Source organism: Pseudomonas sp. OF001 (assembly GCF_904426495.1).
GTDB lineage: Bacteria > Pseudomonadota > Gammaproteobacteria > Pseudomonadales > Pseudomonadaceae > Geopseudomonas.
In genome coordinates, this window is sequence record NZ_CAJGBM010000023.1 from 293,572 (window position 1) to 308,801 (window position 15,230).

Annotated in this window: 19 protein-coding genes and 1 pseudogene; 4 read left to right on the top strand and 16 right to left on the bottom strand. The window is 67.1% G+C overall.

The features are described from left to right. Positions 1–317: 317 nt before the first annotated feature. From RA210_RS14605 to RA210_RS14620, 4 genes are all read left to right on the top strand, one after another. Complete coding sequence (locus tag RA210_RS14605; protein WP_201486999.1) at positions 318–740, top strand: hypothetical protein; 423 nt, start codon at positions 318–320, stop codon at positions 738–740. 340 nt (positions 741–1,080) lie between these two features. Beyond that, on the top strand, positions 1,081–1,491 hold the full coding sequence (locus RA210_RS14610) for a hypothetical protein (RefSeq protein WP_201487000.1): 411 nt from the start codon (positions 1,081–1,083) through the stop codon (positions 1,489–1,491). A gap of 18 nt (positions 1,492–1,509) precedes the next feature. Further along, the gene (locus tag RA210_RS14615) at positions 1,510–1,737 is read left to right on the top strand and encodes a hypothetical protein (protein ID WP_201487001.1); all 228 of its coding nucleotides are present in this window, start codon (positions 1,510–1,512) and stop codon (positions 1,735–1,737) included. After that, positions 1,734–1,970 (top strand): helix-turn-helix domain-containing protein, encoded by a 237-nt coding sequence (locus tag RA210_RS14620; RefSeq protein ID WP_201487002.1) that lies wholly within the window; start codon positions 1,734–1,736, stop codon positions 1,968–1,970. Before RA210_RS14615 ends, RA210_RS14620 begins: the two co-directional genes overlap by 4 nt. A 495-nt stretch (positions 1,971–2,465) precedes the next feature. On the opposite strand, the pseudogene RA210_RS22215 reads toward RA210_RS14620, so the two are convergent. The 16 genes and pseudogenes from RA210_RS22215 to RA210_RS14695 all read right to left on the bottom strand — a co-directional run. After that, positions 2,466–2,663: pseudogene (locus tag RA210_RS22215) on the bottom strand (hypothetical protein); the annotation flags it as partial. Beyond that, a complete protein-coding gene (locus tag RA210_RS14625; RefSeq protein WP_201487003.1) occupies positions 2,587–3,048 on the bottom strand; it encodes a hypothetical protein in 462 nt (153 codons plus the stop codon). The pseudogene RA210_RS22215 and the gene RA210_RS14625, both read right to left, overlap by 77 nt. Then, the gene (locus RA210_RS14630; RefSeq protein ID WP_201487004.1) at positions 3,045–3,587 is read right to left on the bottom strand and encodes a glycoside hydrolase family 19 protein; all 543 of its coding nucleotides are present in this window, start codon (positions 3,585–3,587) and stop codon (positions 3,045–3,047) included. The genes RA210_RS14625 and RA210_RS14630 overlap by 4 nt, the downstream gene beginning before the upstream one ends. A 62-nt stretch (positions 3,588–3,649) precedes the next feature. Further along, on the bottom strand, positions 3,650–3,913 hold the full coding sequence (locus RA210_RS14635; protein ID WP_201487005.1) for a hypothetical protein: 264 nt from the start codon (positions 3,911–3,913) through the stop codon (positions 3,650–3,652). Beyond that, positions 3,910–4,182: a hypothetical protein gene (locus tag RA210_RS14640; RefSeq protein ID WP_201487006.1), complete on the bottom strand. Its 273-nt coding sequence runs from the start codon at positions 4,180–4,182 to the stop codon at positions 3,910–3,912. Before RA210_RS14640 ends, RA210_RS14635 begins: the two co-directional genes overlap by 4 nt. Next, positions 4,157–5,176 carry a reverse transcriptase domain-containing protein gene (locus RA210_RS14645; RefSeq protein WP_201487007.1) on the bottom strand — a complete coding sequence of 340 codons (1,020 nt, stop codon included), beginning with the start codon at positions 5,174–5,176 and terminating at the stop codon, positions 4,157–4,159. Before RA210_RS14645 ends, RA210_RS14640 begins: the two co-directional genes overlap by 26 nt. A 317-nt stretch (positions 5,177–5,493) precedes the next feature. Continuing rightward, positions 5,494–5,853, bottom strand: coding sequence for a diversity-generating retroelement protein Avd (avd, locus tag RA210_RS14650; protein WP_201487008.1), 360 nt, complete (start codon positions 5,851–5,853; stop codon positions 5,494–5,496). Between the two features lie 4 nt (positions 5,854–5,857). Next, positions 5,858–6,859 carry a phage major tropism determinant gene (locus tag RA210_RS14655; RefSeq protein WP_201487009.1) on the bottom strand — a complete coding sequence of 334 codons (1,002 nt, stop codon included), beginning with the start codon at positions 6,857–6,859 and terminating at the stop codon, positions 5,858–5,860. Then, the gene (locus tag RA210_RS14660) at positions 6,856–7,110 is read right to left on the bottom strand and encodes a hypothetical protein (protein ID WP_201487010.1); all 255 of its coding nucleotides are present in this window, start codon (positions 7,108–7,110) and stop codon (positions 6,856–6,858) included. Before RA210_RS14660 ends, RA210_RS14655 begins: the two co-directional genes overlap by 4 nt. 77 nt (positions 7,111–7,187) lie before the next feature. Continuing rightward, positions 7,188–8,318: a hypothetical protein gene (locus RA210_RS14665; RefSeq protein ID WP_201487011.1), complete on the bottom strand. Its 1,131-nt coding sequence runs from the start codon at positions 8,316–8,318 to the stop codon at positions 7,188–7,190. A 9-nt stretch (positions 8,319–8,327) separates the two neighbouring features. Continuing rightward, the gene (locus RA210_RS14670; RefSeq protein WP_201487012.1) at positions 8,328–10,136 is read right to left on the bottom strand and encodes a hypothetical protein; all 1,809 of its coding nucleotides are present in this window, start codon (positions 10,134–10,136) and stop codon (positions 8,328–8,330) included. Then, positions 10,133–10,585 carry a hypothetical protein gene (locus RA210_RS14675; protein WP_201487013.1) on the bottom strand — a complete coding sequence of 151 codons (453 nt, stop codon included), beginning with the start codon at positions 10,583–10,585 and terminating at the stop codon, positions 10,133–10,135. Before RA210_RS14675 ends, RA210_RS14670 begins: the two co-directional genes overlap by 4 nt. A 1-nt stretch (position 10,586) precedes the next feature. After that, entirely contained in the window at positions 10,587–12,308 is a 1,722-nt protein-coding gene (locus RA210_RS14680; protein WP_201487014.1) for a hypothetical protein, read from the bottom strand. Beyond that, a complete protein-coding gene (locus RA210_RS14685; RefSeq protein ID WP_201487015.1) occupies positions 12,308–12,811 on the bottom strand; it encodes a hypothetical protein in 504 nt (167 codons plus the stop codon). The genes RA210_RS14680 and RA210_RS14685 overlap by 1 nt, the downstream gene beginning before the upstream one ends. Before the next feature lie 19 nt (positions 12,812–12,830). After that, complete coding sequence (locus RA210_RS14690; protein WP_201487016.1) at positions 12,831–13,346, bottom strand: KilA-N domain-containing protein; 516 nt, start codon at positions 13,344–13,346, stop codon at positions 12,831–12,833. A 173-nt stretch (positions 13,347–13,519) separates the two neighbouring features. Then, a complete protein-coding gene (locus RA210_RS14695; protein WP_201487017.1) occupies positions 13,520–14,965 on the bottom strand; it encodes a hypothetical protein in 1,446 nt (481 codons plus the stop codon). Positions 14,966–15,230 lie beyond the last annotated feature (265 nt).

Genomic DNA, 15,230 nt, shown 5'->3' on the forward strand with positions numbered 1-15,230 from the left:
AATTGAAGGTGTCCAGCGACTGACTGCGCTCGCCGCGCCTCTACACGATTCATATCAGAAGACATTCACCGATCAGTTCGTTACGACGATAACGACGTCCTTGTATGTCACTTCACGCCCCACCATCGTGCGGGGCCTTTTTTGCCCGAACTTCGGGGCATCACCCCTCACCCTGCAGCTCTTCGCCGGCGCCGAAATCAGGCCCCGGCATATCGCCCGCGGTCCTGCCTATCCTCCCCCCCGCTCTCGCATCGCCAGCAGGAGACTTCCCGCGCTCAAGGTCGATAGCAGCACCATCCTCATGCTGCTCGGCATGGTTGCCGTCGTTCCCCAGCCGCTCGCTGGAGCGCGACCAGGCATTCCCGGAGTCGCGCTACGCCTTCCCGCCCGCGAAGATCGCCGAGTTGATCACCCAGTCGTCGACGACTGATCGCTATTTCAAGCAGGCTCTGGCCAAATTAGGGATTCGGGACCGTCCGCAGTACAATGCTCGCCACACCTACGCGACCATGTGCCTGATGAGCGGGATGAGCCCCGCGTTCATCGTGTTCCAGCTCGGGCACAGCGTCCAGATGCTGCTGTCCACCTACGCCCACTGGATCGACTCCACGACCGACTGGCATGAGCTCGACAAGCTCGATACGGAACCGGCCAAGCCCACTGATAAAGCGCCGGATGGTACGAAAGTGGTACAGCTCACAACGACACCCAGCTACAACCCGCGAGATAGAGCCTCTTGATTTCCACCGCTAACATCACCATGCAGTATACGATGGTGTTTTGCAGTGGTCAGAGGTAGGCAAATCACGGCCTGCAGCGGTGTCTGCCCACCTCAAAATCGCACGAGTGGCCCAAAAATGGCCCAAGGATGCGATCCCTCCTCCGCCCGTCCGGGCAGATCAATCCCCAATACCCGAAACAGCCATCACACGCTCCCGCAGCGTCGTGAGCCGCGCCGGAGCACCTTCAAGATCAAAATTTGGGGGTGGATGTAAAAACGCTTGCGAGTGCCGGAATCCGACACTATAGTAACACCCATGCCAGCCACAACGGCGCGGCGACCACCCGGAGAAATCCACCATGACCAAGTCCGAACTCTTCCGCACAGCCCACAAGCTCACCCGTGAAACCATTCAGGCCGGCGACAACTACGCTGTCACTTTTGCCGCAGCCCTGCGCATCCTGACCAACGAAACCACCGTTACCAGCGTGACCGGTAAGGTCATCAAGCTGACCAACACCGGCACCGAAATCGTCGCTATCTGCGGTTCGATCCGCTTCAATGCCGTCAAGACCGCCCAAGGCTTCGAGAGCCGCTTCATCGTGTCCGCGGGCGCCGCCGGTAACCGCCGCATCAGCGTCGCCCTGGAAGGCGCAGAGCTGACCAAGGCCCACAAGCTGTTCGCCAAGCTGGAAGCCGCTATTGCCTCCCGCCGCGAAGATGACGCCCGCCACGCCGCCCGCCACGCGCAAATCCGCCGCGCCGCCTGATCAGGCAAGGAGCACACCATGATCAAGATCCAGCACGCAGTCCGCGAGCACGGCGCCGAAGCAGTCTACCTGGCAGCCTGCGCGGCGATGGATGGCGACTACAGCAAGCTTTCCGAGATGGGTATCGAGGCAAAAACGCTGGGCGATGCCTGGAGGGTGCAGGCGTCCTCCTACAAGTCAATGACGGCAGGAGAGCGTGCGCGCGAGCAAATGCACGTCAACGGCGAACTGATGAGGATCAAATGACACCAGACGCAACCCGCTACAACGACAGTCCGGAGTACATCGCCGGGCTTGTTGCCAAGGCTCAGGAGGCCCACGGCCTGAGTCAGAGGGCTGTCGCGCAGCAAATCGGCGTCAGCTTTACCAGTCTCCGCGACTGGCAGAAGGGCCGCTCAAGGTGGCGCTACCCTGACCAGTACGCCCTTGAGCGCTTGGCCGAAGCCAGTCATCTTGAGCATGCTGACGAGAAAGCCTGAGCTGCTTGGAGGTCCATACTCGCCGCCAGATTGCTCAAGCGGCTGGCTCGATGACGCTGTCGACGGACTCCTTGAGGTAGGAGGATGGACCTCTGCGCCCACCCCATGGCCGCGCCGCAAGAAGACCGGGAAACACTCGCCGATCCTGGCAGGCGACCTGATCCGCGCCGTGCAGACGGAGAGCAGTGAGGCCATCCAGTACTGGTGGGGTGTCGGTCCGGTCACGGTCTGGCGATGGCGCCAGGCGCTCGGCGTTGGGCGAGTGACCTCCGGCACGCGCCGACTGCTACAGGAGCGGACTGGGGTGCCGGCAGACGCCGCCGCACGGGGCCGGAAGGCCGCTGCAGAGCCGGAGAGCAGAGCCAAGATGGCAGCCAGCAAGCGCGGCAAGCTCGCGCACCCGAGCACAAGATCCGCACTGCTACGAGCAGCGTCTGCACCCAAGCCGCCAGGATGGGGCGTGCGCGCAAACGCCTGGATGCTCGCAGGGCGAAATCAGCGATTAGCATCGCCTGGCGAGGGCTGACCACCCCCCTGCCGCTCAATGCAGTCAAGCACTTGGGCAGAACAGCCCAGCAGCTCGCCCTCCAGCTCGTCGACCGCCCTCCTCCAGTCGTCATTGACCACCAGCGGCGGCCGCGCCGGCAGGCGGCACGGGGTCAGCGGGCAGCGGATCGGGGCCACGGTAGGCGGCGGGGTCGGTGGTTTCGGGGCGCTGGTACAGGCGGCCGAGAGCAGCAGGCACAGCAGCACGCAGGTATTCGGCAGTTTCCCGGTCATGGCGTTTCAGCTCCTCGATGGCGCGGCTCTGCGCCTGTGCGTTACGGGTGACGGTCAGCCCGAGCTGCCGCATCTGCTGCTCGAGGTCGGTGACGGCGCCGATCTGCCGCTGCTGCTCGGCGAGCACGCCAGCCTGCAGGTCGATCAGTTGCTGGCGATCGGTGGCCATCTGCTCCGCCCGATCGGCGCGATCGGACTGGAGATCGATGCGCGGGGCGAGCCCCCACCAGGTGAGCGCGGCGCCGGCGGCGAACAGCAGCGCGGCCGCCAGCAGGGGGCGCAGGCTGGCTAGGGTCATGCCAGCACCTCGCGCGCCTTGCCCCACAACGCCAGGCGGTCGGCCAGGCCGTTCAGGCCGCCATTGATGCGCCGGGTGATACGGCTGAAGTCCATCGCGTCGGCCAGCGCGTTGAGCCCCTTCGACTCCCAGAACCAGGCCGCCGACTCGGCCGCCCACTCGGGTTGCTCGAGCAGCTCGGGGTGCTGCAGCAGGCGCTCGTCGCCGAACAGGGCGAGGCTGCAGCTGCGGTAGTTGGATCGGCCGGTGATCTGGATCAGGCCGCGCCCCTTGTAGCGCTGGCCGTCGCCGTCGGCCGCCTGGGTGTTGCCCAGGCGCACAGCCAGGGCGCCGGTGTCGTAGGCGGCGCCGCTGGCCAGCTCGCGCACGTAGAGCAGTTGGCCGGACTCGTGACCGATCTGGGCGAGGTAGGCCGCGGCGCGGCGCGGGGTGTTGATCTGGCGGCGGGCCATCGCAGCGTTGAGGTGCGGCAGGAACACGGCCGCGCGGCCGCGAGCCAGCGGCATGATCTGCCGCAGCTGCTGTTCGGTGATCTGCATGGGTTGATCTCCAGAAACGAAAAAACCGCCTCATGGGCGGCCTGATTGGCGTTGCGTGGCGCTCAACAGTCCTCGCCAGTCCTACGCCCCGGATGCCAGTCGTGCTCGAAGCAGTGCCTGACCTCGTGGGCCAGGCACTCCGGGTAGCGGCGCAGGGTGATGCGGCAGACGTTGCCGCGCCACTCCGCCCAGCCTGGGGTCTCGAGCTGTGGGTCAACGTCGATGGTGATGGTCGACACGTCTGTGACGCGCTTGGGCGGATCGGGGTCGAACTGGTCGCAGCCGGCGAGCATCACTGCGGTCATAATCAGTGCCAGGCGGATCATGCTTCCGCCTCGGCCAGGGCGACCTCGAGGGCGTCGCGATCGGCGAAGCCGAAGCGCTGGATCACCGCCAGATCATCATGGTCCTGCCACTGCGGCGCGATGTACCCCGCGTCGCCGGGCTGCAGGCTGTGGTCGTAGTCATCCGGGTACTCGGCGACGTTGCTGCGCACAACGCTGGCTCCCAGCAGGCGCTCCAGCTGTTCGCGGTAGGCGACGGGGTTGGCGGCGCGCAGCGCCTCCAGGTCATGGGCGGTTTGCACGATTTGCATGCAGGATCTCCTTGCGAGTTGCCGCCAGGTGGCGGATGAGGTTGTGGCTGTCGGCCCAGCGGGCATGGCCAAGCCAGGCGCCGAGGAAGCGCTTGAGGGCTTCGCTGTCGCGAGCCTTGGTCAGGGCGCGGATGCGGCGCTTGGCGCGACGGACGCTGTCGCGGCGCAGCAGCTTGTGGCCGGGGAAGATGCGGTAGCCGAGGAAGTTGATGCCCTGCTCGACCGGCAGGATCGACCAGCGGCTGAACTCCAGTCGCAGATGGTTGAGGCAGAAGCATTCCAGGAAGTCGCGCAGGCCCTCGAGCACGGCGCGGCTGTTGTGCAGCACGACGATGTCGTCCATGTAGCGGGCGAAGGTCGGGATCTTCAGCGTCTGGCACAGGAAGCGGTCGACCTGGGTGCCGTACACGCCGGCCCACAGCTGGCTGGTCAGGTTGCCGATCGGCAGGCCGTCACCGGTGCGCGGGGTGAACTGCTCGATCAGCCAGAGGGTGTGGCGACAGCTGACCTTGGCCTCGATGCGCCGCCAGAGCCTGGCGCGATCGATGCTGTAGAAGTACTTGGAGAAGTCGGTCTTGAGGGCATAGACCGGGCGGCCACTGCGCTCCAGGTGGCGGATCATGGCCTGAACCCGGATGGCGCCGGCATGGGTGCCGCGCCCGGGGCGGCAGGCGTAGGACTGCGGCAGCATGGCCGCCTCGAAGATCGGGCCGATGACGGAGACCAGCGCGTGCTGGACGATGCGGTCGCGGAACTGCAGCGCGGTGATCGGCCGCGGCTTGGGCTCGTAGACCCAGAACTGGCGCGGTGGTGCCGGCCGGTAACGGCGCTCGCGGATGGCCTCGCGCAGGTGCGCCAGATGCGCGGCGCTGTGCTCCTTGAATGCCAAGTATCCCGCCGTGCGTCGCTTGCCGAGGGCTGCCTTGCGGTAGGCCTCGCGGAAGTTGTCGGGATCGAGGATCTGCTCGATCAGGTTGCGGTGTCGCTTTCCCACGTCTTTCCCTGTCCCTGTGAGAGGCGCCGCGCGCGGGTCTCGATGTTGCCGTTGCCGGCTCACTACGCCCCGCTCTCGCGGACCTGGTCGTGTGTTCCCCGAAGGAGGTAGCGCACGGCTGACCACATGGGTCGCCCTGGTCCGCCATAACGGAGCCAGCGGTGGTGTTGCTCTGTCGTCACAGACGCCGCGCCCGCCGATGTTGTTGTTCGAGTTGCTGGGCGAGTTGTTCCAGTTCGCCGCGCGGGAGCCCGAGTTGGCGCCGTTGTTCCAGTTGGCGCCGAGCAGGACGGCATCGATCCGAGCGCTACCCATGTTCAGCGCTTGGATTTCATCCAGGCGCCGAGCATCTTTCCCGTCTCAGCCAGGTGGACGCTGGCCACCTCATGCTGGTGCGGGGTTATCAACTTGCGCTGGGCGTGCACGGCAAAGCGCAGCAGCCAGCGCAGTTCGGCCAGCGATGCATCCACAACGTAGATGCGACTGGCCTGGTTGGATTTGGCGGCCGTGTACAGCTGCCCCGGCACCGCCAACAGCGTGCCCAGCAGGCGATCGCGGAACTGGCCGTGACTGCGGGGCAGGTTCTGGATGATCGGGTACAGGTAGTTCACGGCCTGGTCGTAGCGCTCGACGATGGCCAGCGCATTGGTGTTTCCCGAATACCCGTTTCCGCTCACGTCGCTATCGCTCCGCGCTCAGGCGCAGGTGGTCACAGACGCCGCGCCCGCCGATGATGTCGCTCGAGTTGCCGGGCGAGCCGGACCAGCTCGCCGCGCGGGAGCCCGAGGCGGCGCCGTTGTACCAGCAGGCGCCGAGCAGGACGGCACGCGTCGTGCCGGCGTAGACAGAGCCGCGGCCTCCAGTGATGGCCTGATACGCAGTGGCCACGGTCTCGCCGGTCACCCCTTGGATATCTGCGCCCCAGACCCACATGTTGCCGGTCGCCTGCTCGACTCCCCACCGGCTGCGCCTCGCTGAGTCGTGCTTGGTGGTGACCGGATCGGCTCCGACCGAGGTTGCCTCGGTCACGCCGAAGGCCAGCATCGAGAACTCCGCCCAGCTCGGGCAGCGCTTGCCGTGGCTCTGCAGCACGTCCTGGGCGACGAACCAGGTGAGGTTCGGGTAGGCCGCAGAGCCATCGCCGTTGTAGGCGGCCGGGATCTTCGGCGGGCTGCTGCCGTCGGCGATGGTCGCGCCTGCGCGGCTGGTGCCGTCGACGTGGTGGTTGACGCCGAGCAGGTAGATATCCGCCCAGAACATGCCGTTGATGCAGACCATGCCGCGGGGGTCAGGGCATTTCGGGCGCCAGGCCAGATCCCAGCACGAGTAGCGGAAGATCTCGCCAGTCAGCGCGACATGGAAGCCGCCCAGCTGGCGGGTGGAGCCGGCCGGCTCGCCGCTGGGTGCCGACCAGTTGAGGTCGGCGAGCAGACGGCCATCGCGGGTCAGGTAAATCGCGTAGTCGCTGCCGGCGACCAGCGCCGGCAGGGTAACGGCGGCGCCGGCGGGCAACTGGTGGACGCGGTCGGCGACGGTTGCAGCCAGAGTCTGGGTTGTGACCAGCTGGGCGCCGGATGGCTGGAATGCCGGCTGCATCGAGTCGCTCTTCGCGAAGATCGAGCGGGCCAGCAGCGGCAGGCTCGGGCCGGTGATGCCGGACACCGGGCGGGATACGCTGGTCATACGCGCACTCCTACGGTGGTCGGCGCCGGCGCATCTACGACAACGCGGAACTCGCCGCGCGGCAGATCAACGCGCTGGGCAGTCGGGCCGTAGAGAGTCAGCTCGGGGAAGCGGCGCCACTGCCCATCCTCCTCGTACAGCTCGATGTAGACGGGACCGGGGCCGGTAACGGTGACGTAGGCCTCGGTGGCGAACTGGTATTGCAGGGGTATAGGGTCGCTGGTGAATTGCGTCTTGTCGGCGAAGATCATGGGTTTCTCCGGGCATGAAAAAGCCCGCGCGGGGCGGGCACTGGGGAACGACTGGCGCACGGCTGCGAAGGCGCGGATCAGGCGAGAATTGCCTCGATGAAGAAGCTCTGCATGCGCCACGTGAACACGCCACTGGTGACGTCCACGCCGCGCATCAGCGTGGCGCTGACGTTCGGGCGCCACAGCTGGTCGGTGCTACTGCCCGGATCGACGGTGGCCAGCGTGGCAACCTCCTCGGACACCACGGAGTCGGACGACAGCGTGTCGCGGTAGATCGTCCAGTTGATCCTGATCGGGTCGGCACCGTCTGTGGAGCCCAGCGCGCGGAAGGCCACTGTGCTGCCGCTCCACATCGTGGCCGGCAGTACCGGGAGTTCGACGTAGTCGCCCAGTTCGTCCGTGTAGCCGATCACCCACGCCGACTGCCCGTCCGACTTTCTCAGATCAAAGCTGTGCCCGGCGAGCGAGAACGACAGCGAGAACGCGATATCGTCCGGTAGCGGTGCGCTGTAGCCGAAGGTGGCGCGCATGTCGATGCTGGAGTACACCGCGTCCGCCGGGAACACCGCCGCGGAGGCGTGCGGGCTGGCCATCAGCGGGTTGCCGTAGGACACGAGGGCTGGCGTGCCTGCGTAGGTCTCGCTCTCCGGGTCCGTCGGCACCTGCACCACCACGCCGGATGCACCGTCGACCGCTGTGGCGCCCCGTACCACCGCGCAAGCGATGCTGTTGGGATCGCCGAGTACCGCCGCCGGCTGGCCCTGATAGGCGCCCAGTCCGGCGAGCGCGCTGAACGGTGCCCACAAGGCGTATCCGACGTCTGCGTCGAAGTAGTAGCCCAGGTCCGGCGCCTGCGTCACCAGCCGACCGATGTCAATCCGGGCGGCGCCGCCACCGGCCAGCGCTGCCACTGAGCCTGCGGTAAGCCGCGCCGAAATCGCCGTGCCGGCCGGCCAGGCTTCCGGGGATGTGCCCTCCAGGCCGCGCTCGATGGAGATTTCCCCATCCGCGGCGGCTATCGCCCTGACAATTTCCCACGCCGACTCCCGCCCCGAATCGTCTATCGATGCCAGCGTCAGCAGGTAGTGGTCGCCGTTGCCAAGTCCGTCCAGCCGCACGGCGGCGGCGGGATCGACGGCGAGTGTCGTCGCATCAGCTGCCAGCGGCTGCAGCAGCGAGGCCGACCAGTTGTTGATGAATAGCTGCATGCATGCTCCCTATATCCAGAGGTGCCAGCCGAGCTGGCCTTGGTCGTTGGAATGCCCCGCGTAGAGCCGCCGCATGATCGGCTCGTAGCTGCCACGCACCAGGCGCCGGCTGATGCCGCCCGGCTGCGCGGCCAACTCTGCCCCGTGCGGGGTGATCACTGCATACGATTCGGCGCTGGACGGCGTCGATGCCGCGCCAACGAATCGCTCGATGCGCGGCATGAGCAGCTGATTGCACAGCCGCTGCATGATGATCTCGATCGCCAGCCCGTCCCGGCTGTGCCGGATCCCGACGCGCGAGAACGGCGCACTGATGCCGACGATCTGCGTGCTGGCCAGGTCTGCGTGGGCGTCGATGATCGACTGGCCGTGCGAAACGACCGTCTCCCTCTCGAACAGCGATGGCGGGATGGCGTCGGTGTAGGCGTTTACGCCGCGCATGTCCGTTGCCGTTCCGGAGTTGATGTCGTAGAAAACCGATCCGCCGAAGTAGTGGCCGTACATCTGCGCCGGGGTGCCGCTGAACTCGCTGCCCAGCTCCACCGAGTACGACTCGACGGCAGACTCTGTCGACTCGACCGAGTAGGAATCCACGATCACCCCGTCGATCATGATCGCCATGGAGACCTCGGTATCCCTTTGAATCCCGCGCGTGATCGACAGCGATACCGATCCGGTCACCGGCCGGCCGGAAACCGGGACGCCGTTGATCAGGACGCTGTCGATGGCGTAGCTGCCTCCGGCCGACAGCTCCGTCGATGCGACCTCGAGCGTGACCGCTGTGGCAGTCACCGATATCTCCCGCACATCGTCTGCATCGTCGAAGACCAGGCACACGATCCGGTGATCCAACTCGTCCCTGTTTTCCAGCTGGTGGTTGTAGAAGTAGCCCGTGTCGGTGCCGATCAAGCTCGGCAGGCCGGCGCCGTGCGGGACCAGCTCGGCGGATGCCGACCAGCTTCCGACGACTCGGTCACCGCTGATGCTGCACCCTCCGGTCAGGGTCAGCGCGGCCTTGAGGGGCTGGGATACCGGCGTCGAACGGATGCGCTGGCCGAGCGCCTGCGTCCGCGTGCGGAGCACTGCCAGGGTGGCCGCGATTGCCTGGCCGCTGCCAGACAGCTCGAGGCTGAGCCAGCCATACGGCAGGTCGCGCGGGTCGTAGTCGATCATCTGCGTGCCGGCGATGCGCAGCGGATAGAGCGCGATGATCGCCCGCCGGCCATGGCTGCTGATGCTGGTGACGCGAAGATGCAGCACGTCCCCGCGCTCGGCGGTGACGCCGGGCGGGTTTGCCTGACCTATATCGGCCAGCGACGCCTGGACGTGGATCGGACTGACCGGCTCGGCTCCGATGTCGCCGAACGGCGTGATCGACAGCGTGATCCCGAGCGACTGGGCGACGCCGACCTGCCCGTAGTTGATGATGCTCGGCCCACCCGACTGGCGGACAAGCCAGCGGCCGCCGGCCTCGTCGATGTAGATCCAGCCCGACAGCGGGTGACCGAAGACCATCTGGTGCGGCCCGGAAAGCAGCGCATAGTTCTGCCACGCGCGGCCCGCCGCCAGCTCGGCCGCCAGTTCCTCCAGGCTCATGCCGAGCGGGGCGACGCCAGGCACGCGAACCAGGTGCGTGTCGCCGAAGTCAGCCCCCTGAATGCCAGCCGAACCGGAAAAGTCGCGCCATGCCTGGTAGGCGTCGGGGAGCGGACGCTCGACGCCGCCGATCGCGACACGCTGGGTCGTCGCGTTCATCAGCCCGTGCAGGGTATTCCCGACGCGCACCACTTCACCGCCATCCAGTGGGGATTCGATCATGCCGGCGGCTCCGCAAACTTCTGGATGACCTCCGCGCCGCTGGCATCGGTCATGGTGAGGGCCTTGATCGCCTTGACCCTGATCGTCAGCAGGCCGTCGCTACTGGTGATCGACCGCTCTCCCCAGTATGTGCGCGCGGCATAGTCGCCCTCCGTCAGCGGGCTGGCGATGCCGCCGCCGCCCGAGTGGCCGGCCGCCACGGGGTCGTAGATTCCGCGCCCGCGCTGCGCAGCGATGGCCCCGCGCGGCTCCGGGGTGCGCAGGCCGGGACGCTTCCTGGGTTCGCGGATCAGCGCGTTGATCTCGTCGGCCTGCGACTGGCCGGTGCGCCGATCGATCATCGCCTGGCCGATGGCCCTGCGCTCATCGACCAGGCGCTGGCCGATGGCGCGGCGCTCGTCCGTCAGCCGCCGCCCGATAGCCCGGCGGCGATCCTCTTGGTTGCTCATGTCACAGCTCCAGCAGGTCGTTGGGGATGCCCACGGCATAGGCCGCAGCCGTCTCGCCGATGCGCTCGTCGGTGTACTCGGCGGGGATCTCGACAGCGTCGAGCACGAACTCGCGCGGGAAATCATCGGCCACCGGGTCGTCGTTGGCGTCCCAGTTGCCGCTGAACCCGGCCAGCTCCTCGTCGTAAGGCGGGATCGGCTCGCCCGTGATCGGGTGGTTGAGGCGTCCGCCGAGCTGCGTGGGCAACACGCTGTCTCCCGGCGACAGTGGCGCAAGGCCCGTCGCAGGCGCATCCGGCACGACCAGCGGGTCGGAGGCGCCGCCGCCGCGCATCACGGCGACGCTCAGGGTGGTGATCGCCGTCCCGGCAGCGAAGTCGAAGGCGTCCACGATGCGCCGGCACTTGCCGCGGGCGCGCACACTGTCATCGAGCCGCAGGGTGTGGGTCAGGTCCACGCCCAGGGCGAGGTCGGTCGGCGTCTGCCAGCTGACGGTGGTGCCGCGGTGCGCGGCGATCAACGTCGTGGCCGCGCCCTGCAGCAGGCAGCTCAGCGCGGCCTGCCGGCGACTCTCGTCGGACAGATCCTGCGCGCCCGGGCTGCCGCCGGGAGTGCTGTCAGGCCAGTCGTCCGCGCGCTGGCTATCGATCTCGATGCTGGCAGAGTCACGGGCGATGATCCGCGTCGCCTCGGCCTCGCCTCCCGGGGCGGTAACGGTCAGGGTGTACTGCTCGGTGACCGTCTGCACCCAGCGGCGCGCGCCCGTGACCTCGACCGACAGCCACAGGTTGTCGAAGCTGTTGATCCACGGGTTGCCGTCGCCGCAGGGGTTGGCCATCGTCAGCGGCAGCCGGTAGCCGTCGATGCCGCCGACCAGCTGCATGCCGGCGCCGCTGACGGCGCCCTCGATCATGTCGGTGGTGGGCAGCTCGGTCGCCCACACGCGCCACAGGCAGAACCCCTGCAGGCCGTCGCTGCCGTACTCCGGGTGTTCCCAACTCCACGACTGGTTGTACTGCCACAGCCGCGGATAGCGGTAGCCGACCTCGATCTCGACGCAGTTGGTCATCGAGCCGAGCGGCTGCAGTTCGATCTGCAGGCTGCCGTCGATCACGGTGCCGGCGCCGAAGATGAAGTGCGGCACGGGCTGCGCGTACCAGCTGGTCACCCGCAGCGCGCCGGCCGGCGAGCAGTCGAGGCTGGCCGGCCGGCTCTCCAGGCGCTCCAGTGCGTAGTCCCAGCGCGAGCGGCCGTCGGCCGGCTCGAACAGGTCGGCCGACCAGGCGCCGCCGACCAGCGCATCGATGGCCTCGACGCTCATGCCCTCGACGCGCTGCTGCAGCCCGTCGCTGCACTCGCAGCGCAGCAGGCGGTTGATCGGGTCCCAGGCCGGGAGTTCGAGCCGGCCAGTGTAGCGCCGCGACTCGGTGACGATGCCGGCGCGGTTGCGGCTGATGTAGTCGATGGACACGCTGCGCCCGACCCAGTCGGTCGGCACCACCGGCTCGCCGGGCGGCAGGTAGAGGGCGAACCCCGCGACCCCGGCCGCGCCCTCCTCCCGGTCGATGTCGACGCCGCCGGTGAGCTGGGCGGTCAGGTCATCGCCGCCGACCAGCAGACGCAACCGCCAAGTGTAGGCCTGGCCGCGCACCGCCTCGGCCGGCGCACGGCGGGCGCTGGGGCCGTTGAGGGCGGAGCCGTTGAGCGTTGAGCCGTTGAGCATCACGCCTCCTCCCAGCTGATCGACCAGCCGTGCCCGCCGCCGCCCTGACTCTGGGCCGGGCGGCTGGCGAACACCGACAGCAGCGGCATCCAGCAGGCCTGGTACAGCGTGGCGCCGGCGACGGCGGTCAGGGTGGCCACGCCGGCGGCGTAGGTGCAGGCGGTGCGCACCCACTGGTCACCGACCATGGCGTGCCCCCAGGGTGCAACGTCCGGCCGCGGCGTGCCGGGCAGCTCGAACACCAGGCCCGGGCCGACCAGGTTGAGCACCTGCGTCGAGCGCAGTTCGAGCGGGCCGCTGTAGTCGAGGCCGGACAGCCCCGGCGGCATCCAGCCCTCGGCGCTGATGCTGCCGGCCAGCCGCTCCCAGTGCTGCTGCTTGAGCGCGGCGCCGTCGCTCATGCGCAGGACGGTCGCGCCGCCGATGGGCTCGATGCTCTCGGTCGGCGCGCCGGCATGCAGCACGATCGGCACGCCGCCGAGGGTGATTCGGGGGTGGGTCATGGGGTGCTCCGGGCGAGTATCAGGAAGCGTCAAGCGCCAGGGTCATCTGCAGCTGCTCGCGCCAGTGCTCTACCTCGCGCGCCAGCCCCGGCTTCCGCCAGCGCCACTCGGCCAGCTTCTGGCCGCTGATGCTGGCGGCTGCATGCCCGTCGGCCAGGGCCTTGCACGCGCGGTTGAACTGCTGCTGCGCCGGCACGTCGCCGTGAATCAGCGCGTCGATCTGAAGGTCGCACCAGACGGCAAATTCGTCGGACAGCCAGCGAGCGAAGGCCACGGCCAATTTGGGATGCAACCAAGTGCCCGGGGTCTTGCCGCCACGCTGAGACCTGACAAGACCAAAGTCCGAATTTCGGACATTGCTCGCAAGGCCGAGAGCGCTTGCCAGCGCCGCCATATAGCTTTGCGTGCTCGGCAGCTCAAGCCACTTGGCAGGCTTCTTTCCGAAGTGCTTGGCCGCCTCGGTAGCGTTGATCCAGCCATCGGTGTTGAAGCGCACCGGCTGCCCACGGTAACGGAACGGAATCACGTTGCTCATATCGATACCTCGCTCATGGCCGAATGGGCGCAGCCAGGCCGGCGCATGAGCGGACACCGGCCGTTCGGGTGATCGGCCCTAGGCTGCTGAAACGAAAAAGCCCCGGCGGATGCCAGGGCTTGGTGGTGGAGCAGTTGCGGTTACCGGCGCGAAGCCCGTCAGAGCGGGCTGGATCAGCGTTGCGTGCGGCCCTTCTTCATCGCCAGGCGGCGCAGGTCGAGCGCGCCGCCGCTCTCGACGTAGACGGTGGTCGTCTGGCCGCCCAGGTTGAGGTCGAGGCTGCCGAGGTGCGGCATGGACGGCTCCAGGCTGCCGACCAGGCCGCCGTCGGCGAACTTGGGCAGCTGCAGGCCGTTCATCATCGAGAGCAGTTGCGGGCCGTAGTGCTTGACCGCAGCGGCGCGCATGACGAACTCGCCGTTGGACAGGCGGGCCAGGATGCTGTCGCTGGTTCCGGTGCCGGGGCCGCGGATGTAGCCGCCGGTGGCGTACCCGCTCACATCGTTGGTGTTCTGCGCGATAGGCTCAAGCGTACCGGCAACCACTGGGACAACAGGGATTCGCATGGTTGCGCCGAGCTGCTTGGCAAGCTGCTCCATCTGCGCCTGGGTGGCGGCGATGGCCTCGGCATCCAGCTCGGTCTTGATGTCGATCTTCTTTAGCTGGTCGGCGTACTTCTTCGTGTGCTCCAGCTCTGCCCTGATCGCTTGGATCTTTTCCTCGGCCGCGGTCTGCTCGACGCCGTTGGCCGCCAGCTCGATCTGCTGCAGGGACTTGATGAAGCCCTCGAAGCCGTATGTGTTCTCCCCGGCAGCGGCCAGGTCCTGGATCACCTTGAGCGCGGCCTGCGCATTTGCCTTGGCGGCGGTGATGTCGCCAGCTGCCAGCGCCTGACGCGCTTTGATCCTGAGATCCTCCGCAGCCCCATAAGTGGCCCCACCGCCACCCTGCAGCCCGGCGATTGCCTGCTGGTAGCGCTGCTCTATCGCGAGCCTGTCAGACCTGATCTTCTCCAGATCAACAACGGCGTTGCGCTCTGCGCGGCCAAGCTCGGCCAGCCTGGCCTTGGCGTAGTCCGCGAGTCGCTTATATTCGCCCTTCATGGCTTCCGAGCGCTCTGCGGTCAACTTGGCAAGGCGAAGATTTGCCTCTTCCACGGCAGCGGCCGAATCGATAATGGTGCTGGCGGACTTCTTGGCCGAGTCAGCGGGCTTCTTGTAGGCGTCTCCACCCCATGCTGCATCAAGCACGGGGGCCGCACTCAGTAACTTGAAGGTATTGAGGAATCGATCAACCCAGCCAGGCGCCTCCGCAGATGACACCTTGTTCAATCCGCGCGAGAGGCGATCAATAGAGCCGGCAGCAGTATTCGACGCCCCGGTCATGGTATCGAGCTGGCCGACAACGCCGGTCGCCTGCTGCTTGAACGTCTCCGATGCGCTATCGAGGTTCTTCAGCGCGCCGTTGAATGCCTTGATGTTCTGGGTAGTCTTCTCGTCGAGGATGCGCCCAAGCCTCTCGGCCTGCGTGCCCATCTCCTCCAACTGAGCGCCGCTATCCCTCAGCAGGGGCAGCAGGAGACTCGAGTCGCTCGCCAGCGACTCCAGATAGAAGATCATCTGATCCTGCGTGAGATTGGCCTTTTCCAAGCCGCGCACATAGAGCTGAAGGGCGTCCGGCCCGCTCAGGTTCTTGAACTGCTCGGCCGTCAGCCCAACCTTCGGCGCAATCTGCTCGAAAAAATCCTTTGCACCGCCTGTAGTGGTCTACTGATCCCGGACACCGATTTAGGCGAAAATCATCGCCATTAGAGAGGTGTTCGATGAGCAGACAGCGACGTACGTTCTCCGCAGAGTTCAAGCGCGAGGCCGCCACCTTGGTTCT